7 protein-coding genes are annotated in these 8,891 nt (G+C 65.5%); 5 read left to right on the plus strand and 2 right to left on the minus strand.

Translation table 11 applies throughout. The annotated features are described in order from the left end of the window. Nucleotides 1–171: 171 nt before the first annotated feature. Nucleotides 172–1,014 (minus strand): 2-dehydro-3-deoxygalactonokinase, encoded by an 843-nt coding sequence (locus AC0KW6_RS15980; RefSeq protein WP_474035379.1) that lies wholly within the window; start codon nucleotides 1,012–1,014, stop codon nucleotides 172–174. A gap of 362 nt (nucleotides 1,015–1,376) precedes the next feature. Here AC0KW6_RS15980 and AC0KW6_RS15985 point away from each other — a divergent pair, with 362 nt between their 5' ends. The 4 genes from AC0KW6_RS15985 (at nucleotide 1,377) to AC0KW6_RS16000 (ending at nucleotide 5,955) form a co-directional block, all read left to right on the plus strand. Next, nucleotides 1,377–2,414: an AraC family transcriptional regulator gene (locus AC0KW6_RS15985; RefSeq protein ID WP_474035380.1), complete on the plus strand. Its 1,038-nt coding sequence runs from the start codon at nucleotides 1,377–1,379 to the stop codon at nucleotides 2,412–2,414. 470 nt (nucleotides 2,415–2,884) lie between these two features. After that, the gene (locus AC0KW6_RS15990; RefSeq protein WP_323782631.1) at nucleotides 2,885–3,580 is read left to right on the plus strand and encodes a sugar transferase; all 696 of its coding nucleotides are present in this window, start codon (nucleotides 2,885–2,887) and stop codon (nucleotides 3,578–3,580) included. Between the two features lie 150 nt (nucleotides 3,581–3,730). Next, complete coding sequence (locus AC0KW6_RS15995; protein WP_474035381.1) at nucleotides 3,731–4,573, plus strand: CpsD/CapB family tyrosine-protein kinase; 843 nt, start codon at nucleotides 3,731–3,733, stop codon at nucleotides 4,571–4,573. A gap of 131 nt (nucleotides 4,574–4,704) precedes the next feature. Beyond that, nucleotides 4,705–5,955, plus strand: a complete 1,251-nt coding sequence (locus AC0KW6_RS16000; RefSeq protein ID WP_474035382.1) for a GumC domain-containing protein — start codon at nucleotides 4,705–4,707, stop codon at nucleotides 5,953–5,955. A 2-nt stretch (nucleotides 5,956–5,957) separates the two neighbouring features. On the opposite strand, the gene AC0KW6_RS16005 is transcribed toward AC0KW6_RS16000, so the two are convergent. Beyond that, on the minus strand, nucleotides 5,958–7,328 hold the full coding sequence (locus tag AC0KW6_RS16005) for an oligosaccharide flippase family protein (RefSeq protein ID WP_323782623.1): 1,371 nt from the start codon (nucleotides 7,326–7,328) through the stop codon (nucleotides 5,958–5,960). A 235-nt stretch (nucleotides 7,329–7,563) separates the two neighbouring features. Here AC0KW6_RS16005 and AC0KW6_RS16010 point away from each other — a divergent pair, with 235 nt between their 5' ends. After that, nucleotides 7,564–8,769, plus strand: a complete 1,206-nt coding sequence (locus AC0KW6_RS16010; protein ID WP_474035383.1) for a glycosyltransferase — start codon at nucleotides 7,564–7,566, stop codon at nucleotides 8,767–8,769. The last annotated feature ends 122 nt before the right edge of the window (nucleotides 8,770–8,891 follow it).

Genomic DNA, 8,891 nt, shown 5'->3' on the forward strand with positions numbered 1-8,891 from the left:
CCCTCCCGGTTTCGGCCTTCCTCCCGGAGGTCCTGCCCCTGTTGGTTGTGGCGCCGCACTTTGTGCGGCGCCACGCCCAAGGCTGCTAAGGCGGACCGGCGCGGCCGGGGCGCCTGCAGGCGCGGGAGCGTGCTGGTCAGGCCAGGTAGAGAAGGCCTGCGTGTGGTTCATCTAACCGGGCCAGGCCCCTTTCAGCCCTTCCAGCGTCATGCGGGCATGGTCCGCCAAGGTGACCGGCAGCGCCTGCGCCCCCAAAGCGGCGGCATAGAGCGGCTGCTGAGACGGCTCGGCGATCAAGGCCAGGTTCTGGCCCAGCCAGTAGGGCCGGGCGGCTGCCAGCTCGGCGCCCAGAAAATACCCCCAAATCTGCGCCCGTGTCGTTTCTGCAGGCAGTTGCCCCAGCCCAGCGGCCGCCTGAACCGCGGCCAGCCGTGCCGCCAGATGCTCGGGTTTGGCAATGCCGTCTGCCACCGCCTCAGCCAATGCTGCCTTGTCCCAGGGTCCTGCCGTGTCCAGCGCCATGCCCTGTACCGCTGCTTGTGCCAGCCGAGCGGTCAAAGCACTTTGAAAACTGACCGCCTCCCGGGCGCTTATCTGCACCCAATGCGTCACCGCTCCCGGCAGGCAGATCACCCCGTCCCAATCCGGGTTCAGCCGCAGGAAGCCGCTGATGGCAGCCACAGCGCCTTGTATCAGTCCGCAGGGGGCAGCCTGGCTCAGCCCTGGCAGGGTGTGAACCGGCAGGCCGTCCAAATCTGTTTCGACTGCAGGCAACTCTGCAGGCCGCACCGGGACAGGATGCGGCGGCGCCAGGGCGCTGCCGCCCAGAAGCACCGGGCGCGGCGCGCCGCCCAGCAGCTGCCGCAGCGCTGCCGCCAGCGCAGGCGGGCGGCTGTCCTGCAGGCGCAGCACTTGGGCCGGCCCCGCTGTGCCGCCGGCCATTTCCCAGGTTGAAAGCGTGTCTCCGTCCAGATTTGCGGCCAGCCAGCCGGGACCGTTACGGGGAGGCTGCATGATGCCCTCACTTCCTCTGCCATTGCGTCACCGGGCTTATGGCGCTGATTCCCGGCTCCGGCAAGCGGGCCGCCCGCCTGCCGGTACGGGCCGGAACACCCGTATGGCGAACCTAATCTGCGCAAGTATACGCGCCATAGGCTAAAGCTATACGCGCCATAGACTAAAACGCCCAGGATTTGTGCAAAAGACTGGCTGTCCGGCTCTGCGCCCGGTTCGTAAAATCCAGTACTGTTGCGGCATCGGCGGCGCTGCGCTCGTTCAGTGCCGGGCGGCCCCGGCCAGGGGCGGCGGCAAGCAGCGCAGGACTTGCCGGCCTCGTGGCTTGTGCCGCGCCGGAAACACGCGCCCTGCGCTGAACAGTGACAAGAGGTACTGAAGACATGCCCGGCACGCCGGCACCGCATAATGCAATTTTCGCCCAGTTGGCCGCGCGCCATCTTCTGGCCCGGGACTATACGCCTAGGGCGGTCTTTGCGGGAACCGGTTTCGGCCAGGCGCTGCTGCACCAGGAAGACCCCGTAGCACCGTTTGCAGTAATCGCGGGCCTTTTTGAGCGTGCGGCGGCGCTGACCGGCGACCGGTTATTCGGCTTCCGCCTCGGCTGTGCAACGGATCTGCGCAAGGCCGGACTGCTGGGCTATATCGCCCGCAGCTCGCCGACTGCCGGCTGCTTTCTGCGCAACATCGCACGGTATGCCGGCGTGATGAGCGACGTCTGGGAAATAGATACTTCCCGGCTTGCCTCGCATGGCGAGTTCACCTGGACGTGCAGGGGGGCGTCCGGGTCGCGCGCACGTCAGTATATCGAGTTTCTTGCAGCAATATTCTTTTCCGCCCTTCGCGACGGAACCGAAGCCCGGATTGAACCGCAATCGGCTGCCTTCAGCCATGAGCGCAGCAGCGGAAGGGATGAGGTCCAGGCTTTCTACGGCTGCCCGGTGGAGTTCGGCGCCCAGGCCAGCCGGTTTGTGTTCAGGCCCGAAGATCTGGAGCTGCCGCTGGCCGGCGCCGACCGTGTTCTGCTGCGGCTGCTGCGGTCTTACGGGGATCAGATTCTGGAAGGCCAGGTGCGGGGCCGCAAAAACACAGGTCTTGCGGCACAGGTCGAGGACGCGGTTTCCGCCCGGCTGTCCGGCGGCTCGGCAACGCTTGCCAATGTGGCGGCGGATCTGGGGATGAGCCCGCGGACCCTGTCGCGGAAACTGGCGCAAACGGGCACCAGCTACTTCACCATTCTTGAGGAACTGCGCAAGGCGCTGGCGATACGCTATCTGCGGGAAAGCGGTCTGGCCTTGGCCGAAATCGCGTTTCTCTTAGGCTACTCAGGGTTGAATAGTTTCAGCGACGCGTTCCGGCGCTGGACAGGCCAAAGCCCGGGGCAATTCCGGGGAAAATAAGCCGGCAGCATGGCGCCGCGGCGACTCTGATTCCAATACCGGATCCGCATTTCAGCGTGAACAATGACTTGCGATCTGCGTGAATTGTCTCCGCGCGGCAGCCATTTAAACGGGGTTTTCGGGAAATTTCCGGCCTGCTCTCACATTTTGCACGGAATTTCTAAAATTTGCTATAAATAAGTCAGGCTGCTGGAGAATGCAGCAATGAACTGCCGCCGGGGAATTAGGCGGTTTGCAAAAAAGAAACGGGCACGTGGGGGCGTGCCCGGTTCTGAATTTGAAAATCAGTAATGGCGTTTCGCGGACAAAGACATGCGGAAAGCCGGGGTGAGTTTTAGCGGCCGTCTTTTCAGGCGGCGGTCCAGCAGGATTTGGGGCTGGAGAGCGGGGTTTGTTGAATGAAAGACATGGTTCCCGGAGGGGCGGGGCTGTCTTTTATGCAGGCTGAAATCGAACATCGGCGTCCAGCGATGGCAGCACGACCGATGCAAGCAGCCAACATAAATGCGGCTTTGAAGGGCATCGCTCAGACGGGGCTGTCCGGGCAAAGCGCGGGCGGTGCCTATGCTGCAGCAGGCAAGCGGGGGCTGGATCTGCTGCTGGTGTTCCTAAGCCTGCCGCTGGTGCTGCCGCTGATCGCGCTATGTGCGGCAGCGCTCTGGCTGGAAGGCGGCCGGCCGTTTTACACGCAGGCCCGTCTGGGCCGCGGCGGGCAGGTCTTCCGGATCCTGAAGCTGCGCACCATGGTGCGCGATGCGGACCGGCTGCTGCTGCATTATCTTAAGACCGATCTGGCGCTGCGGCAGGAATGGGACGAGACCCAGAAGCTGAAGAACGACCCGCGTATCACAGCCGTTGGCCGTTTTCTGCGTGCGGCCTCGCTGGACGAGCTGCCGCAGCTGTGGAACGTGCTGGCCGGCGATATGAGCCTGGTCGGCCCGCGCCCGATGATGCCGGAACAGCTGCCGCTGTATGGCGATGCCAGCGCCTATAATGAACTGCGTCCGGGTATCACCGGCGTCTGGCAGGTTTCGGTCCGCAATGAAGCCGGCTTTGCCAGCCGCATGCGCGCCGATTTCGAGTACCGGCGCAGCCTGTCGCTGGGCCGGGATCTGGGGCTGATCTGGCGCACTGCCGGCGTGGTGCTGAAAGGGACGGGATATTAATTTTTGTCTGATCTGCTGCAGGCCCCGGCCCGAGTGCCCGCCGCCGCCCGGTCAGCCATTGCAGGAAACGCGGTTGTGACGCATTTTGCACTATCAGGGGCATGTGCTGCCGGTCCGGCAGGCAGCCCGCAGGAGGGAGAACAAAACGGCATGAGCGAGCAGGGCTTCAGACGGTTCCGCCGCCGCAGCGCGCCGGCGGATGCCATGCCGTTTGCCGCTGATGATGGCAGCAGCCAGCCCTCGCTTGCGCCTGCCGCTGCCGCGCCTGCGCAATTGCCCGCAACCCTGCCTGAGCCCTGGGACAGAATCCGCCAGGTGCCGTTCGACGCTGCCGCGCAGGCGCAGGCGCGCCTGCCGCTGGTCAGCCGGTTCCGCGCAGATCCTGCGGCCAAGTCCTTTGACCTTCTGCGCACCCGGCTGTTGCACACGCTGAAGGCCCGCGGCTGGAAACGGGTTGCGGTGACGGCGCCCGCCGCCGGGTGCGGCACCACCTTTTCGGCCGTGAACCTGGCGTTGAGCCTGGCACGGGTGCCGGACAGCCGCACGATCCTGATGGATATGAACTTCCGCCGCCCCGGTGCCGCACGGGCAGTGGGCATGACGGCGCCAGGGGGCTTGGCTGGTTTCCTGTCCGGCCGCGGTCAACTGGAGGATCAGCTGCTGCGCCCGCTGCCGACGCTGGCAGTCGGGCTGAACAGCGCCGCGGATCAGGATGCCGCCGAAATCCTGCAGGGCCGCAGCTGTGCCGGCGTGCTGGAGGACATGATGCTGCGGCTGGACCCGGATACCGCTCTGTTCGACCTGCCGCCGGTGCTTGAGCATGACGACACCGCCGCCTTCCTGCCGCAGGTGGACGGGGTGCTGCTGGTTGCGGACGGCACTAGCACCACGGCCGCCCAGCTGGCCGCCTGCGAGAAGATGCTGGCGGGCCATACGCAAATGCTGGGCGTTGTTTTGAACCGGGCACGCAAGGCGGACAGCCCGCTGAACTGACGGCCATGCAGCCGGGCGTCATAGTTTCGCCCGGTTGATGTGGTCCGAACAGGGGCAACGGCGGCCGGCGGGCTGCCTGAAGGCATGGATGGCAACCGGCTGGCGCGCACCAGCCGCAAGAGAGCAGACAGATGGGGCCGATATACACGTTTGGCGATTTCCTGGACATGGTGCGGCGCAGGCTGTTCACCATTTCTTGCGTCTTTGTTCTCGGCTGCCTGCTGTCGCTTTGGTCTGCCGCCCGTCAGCAGCATGAATTTGAAACCGCCGAGGTGCTGCAGATCACCCAGCCGCAGATTGCCGGTGAACTGGCGAAATCAACGGTCGAAGGTTCCTCCGCCCGCCGGATGCAGCTGATTGAACAACGCCTGATGGCGCGCGGCACGGTGCTGGAAATCATCGAAAAATTAGGCCTTTACGCGGACATGGCCGCGCTGACCCAATTGCAAAAGGTGGCGCTGCTGCGGGACTCCGTCCGCATCACCGGCGTTGCCGCCGCCCGTGAAGGTTATGCGGATGACGGCACCATTTCGGTGCTGACCATCACCGCCCGGATGCCCACTGCCGAACAGGCGCAGCAGGTCGCCAGCGAATTCGGCCGCCGTACCATCGAACTCAGTATCGCCACCCGCATTGACCAGGCCCGCGAAACCCTCAGCTTCTTTGCCGGAAAGGAGGCCGCACTTGCGGATCAGGTCGCGGCCCTGGAGGACGAAATTGCGGCCTACCGCAATGAAAATGACGTGACCTTGCCTGGCACTATCGAATTCCGCCGCGCCGAAATTGCCGCACTGAACGAGGGCCTGCTGGAGATTGCCCGCGAACGCATCGAAATCCGCCGCGCCGCCGATCAGGCGCAGGCCACGGAACGCCCTGCCACGGCCCGCCGGTTGCTGGCGGAGGCTGAACAGCAGCTGGCCACGCTGGACGCTCAGGAGCAGCTGCTGACCCAGCGCAAGACCGGGCTGGAGGCCTCTTTGCAGACCACGCCAGAGGTTGAGCGCCGGCTCGGCGCTTATGACCGCCGCCTGGAGCAGGCGCAGAGGGAACTGTTGCAATTGACCGCCCGCCGCAACGAGGCCGAGGTTGGTTTCCGCCTGGAAACCGGCCGTCAGGCCGAGCGGCTGACAGTGATCGAGCCGGCGCCGCTGCCGGATTATCCGGTCACCGGCGCCCGCAAGACCAAGGCCCTGCTGGGCGCGGCAGCCAGCGTCATCGCGGCCTTGCTGGCGGCCTTTCTGCAGGAGCTGCGCCATCCGGTTTTGCGCACTGCCGCGCAGATGCAGCGGGAAACCGGCCTGATGCCAGTGGTTTCAATCCCTGTAATGGACGCCCGGCGGCCTCAACGCGGGCTGTTCAGACTGTTCAGACGCGGGGCCTGAGATCAGGAAGGGCTCATCGCGGCCGTCATGGCGGTTACAGCATCCCAGTGCCAGCGCAGCACCGCACTGCCCGCCAGCAGCGCCAGCAACCCATAGCCGGCATCATGCAGCGGGTCCCAGGCGTGATGCCTGCGCGCCAGCCGCGCTAGCACCGGATAGGCCGCCAGCATCGCCAGCCCCAGCGCCGCAATGCCGCCCGCCAGCCCGAACCAGGCCGCCCCGCCCAGGAACATCCCGGTCTGCAGGCACGCCCGTGCCGCGGAAAACAAAAAGAACCCGCGGCTGTCGCCACCTGCCAGCGCTGCCTGGTCATAGGTCATGGTGATCACTGCCGGCGCCAGTGCCAGTGCGATCATTACAATCATTGGCCCGGCCTGCAGATACCGGTCGTCATACAGGATCTGCACCAGCCAGGGCCCGGCCCAGGCCATCGCAATCAGCAGCGCCAGGATCGCTGCCGTCAGACCGCTGCGCAGCTGCCGCTGCCGCCTCAGGTTTTCCGGCGCGGCCTGTGCAGGCTTGCCGCGGTAAACCGGGATCATCAGCCGCTGGTTCACCGCATGGCCCAGCAGCATCGGAAAACTCGCCAGAAAGTAGCCGATGTTGTAAATGCCCAGCACCTCAAGCGGGACGAATTTGCCCAGAATCGCCCGGTCCCCTTGCGACGTCAGGAACCAAAAGGCGGTTGACAGGAAAATCCATTTACCGAAATGCATGAGCTCGCCCGCTGCCGCCCGTTCCCAGCGGAACCGGTTTGCAGCACCGGGCAGCCCGCAATGGCACAGCAGCAGCTTCGCCGCCGCTTGGATCACCCCGCCCAGAACCAGCGCGATCACCGACTGCGTGGTCACTGCCAGCGCAATCATGGCCGCTAGCCCGATAACCTGGCCCGCCAGATCCAGCACCGTGACCCGGCCCGCCAGCAGATGCCGGTGGGCGGTCTCGATGCGGGTCGGGTTGAAGCCTGCAATGGCCAATCCGGCACCGGCAATGGGCAGGTAGATCAGCAGCTCCGGCGCGCCATAAAACTGCGCCGCAGGCCAGGCCAGAAGTGCCGTCAATGCCCACAGGCCAAAACCGCGGATCACCTGGATGGTCCAGGCCGTGTTCAGAAAGTCCGGATCATCGCCGCGTCTGTTCTGGGCAATCGACGGACCGATGCCAACGTCTGAAAACAGCGACAGCCCCACCGTCACCACCGACACCAGCGCCATCAGGCCAAAGGCTTCGGGAAACAGGATGCGGGTCAGGATCAGGTTGGAGGCCAGCCGCAAGGCCTGGCTGCCGCCGTATCCGATCATCAGCCAGGAGGCCGAACGCAGCACCCGCGCGATCATCCCCTGACCTATGAAAAGCGATGCAACCCGCTGCATATCCGCGCCAATCTCCCAACGTCCGGTTCCGCAGGCTAGGCGGCAGGGCAGGGGGCGTCAATCGCAGGGCGGCCTGCAACAGGAATGCGGGATGCAGGGGCCGGAATGCGATGACAATCATCGCCCCCGCAGCCCATTCTCCATGCCTGTGCGACAAGCGCAACAGGACGCTGGGCAAGCTGCTCTACCGCCGCTAACCTGCCGCGGACCCAAGATTTGCACGGAACCAGCCGCGTTGAAAATTGCCTATGTCCTGAACACTTACCCGCAGCCTTCGCACAGTTTCATCCGGCGTGAGCTGCGGGCGCTGGAACATCAGGGCGTGGAGATCCTGCGCCTGGCAATGCGCCCCCCGGCTGCGGCATTGGCGGATCCGCAGGACCAGGCCGAGGCCGCGCGCACCGGCTACGTGCTGCAGGCCGGTGCCGGGCGCCTGCTTGCCGCACTCGCGCGGGAGGCCGCAGCCCCCGCCCGTTTCGCACAAGCGCTGCGGCTGGCGGCGCGACTGGCCCGGGCATCGGACAAGGGCCTCCTGCGGCATCTGATATATCTCGGCGAAGCCGCCTATGTGAAACAGCGCAGCGCGGCGGCAGGCGTGCAGCACATCCACGCCCATTTCGGTACCAACGCTGCCGCTGTCGCGATGCTGGCGCATGTGCTGGGCGGGCCGGGCTACAGTTTCACCGTGCACGGGCCCGAGGAGTTCGACGCGCCGCAAGCGCTGTCGCTGGGCGAGAAAATCAACCGCGCGGCTTTCACCGTGGCGGTCAGCAGCTTTGGCAAAAGCCAGCTGAGCCGCTGGGCGTCTTTCGGCAAGTGGGACAGCCTGAAAGTGGTGCATTGCGGGATTGAGCCGGATCGGTTTGCCGATCCTGCACCGTTGCCGCAGGGGCCGCTGCGGCTGGTGGCGATCGGGCGGTTTGTGGAGCAGAAAGGCCAGATGGTGCTGGTGAACGCCATGGCCCGGCTGGTGCAGGAACTTCCGGATCTGCATCTGTCGCTGATCGGTGACGGCGAAATGCGGCCGGCGCTGGAAGCCGCGATTGCCGCGCATGGCTTGCAGGACAGCGTCACCCTGACCGGCTGGCTTGCCGAAACCGAAGTGCAGGCAGAGCTGGACCGGTCCCACGCACTGGTGATGCCGTCCTTTGCCGAAGGACTGCCGATGGTGGTAATGGAAGCGATGGCGGCTGCGCGTCCGGTGATTGCAACATGTATCGCAGGCACGCCCGAACTGGTGCTGCCGGGGCAGACGGGCTGGCTGCTGCCGGCCGGGGATGAGGACGCACTGGCACAGGCCGTCCTCACCCTTGCACAGACACCGCATCCGCAATTGAATGCCATGGGCCAGGCAGGCCGCAGGCGCGTGCTGGACCGTCATGACAGTGCCGCAGAGGCCGCCAAACTCGCTGCCCATTTCCGCAATGCCATCGCCGGGTAAGACCGGCGTACTCCCGCCCGCCGCCGCCGCATCTGCGGATGCACCGCTTCCGTTGGGCGTGGGGGGGGGGGAGGGGGGCGGGGTCAAGACCAAAGACACAAAAGGGAGGATGGGAGGCCCAA

It is taken from the genome of Leisingera sp. SA215, from assembly GCF_055902035.1.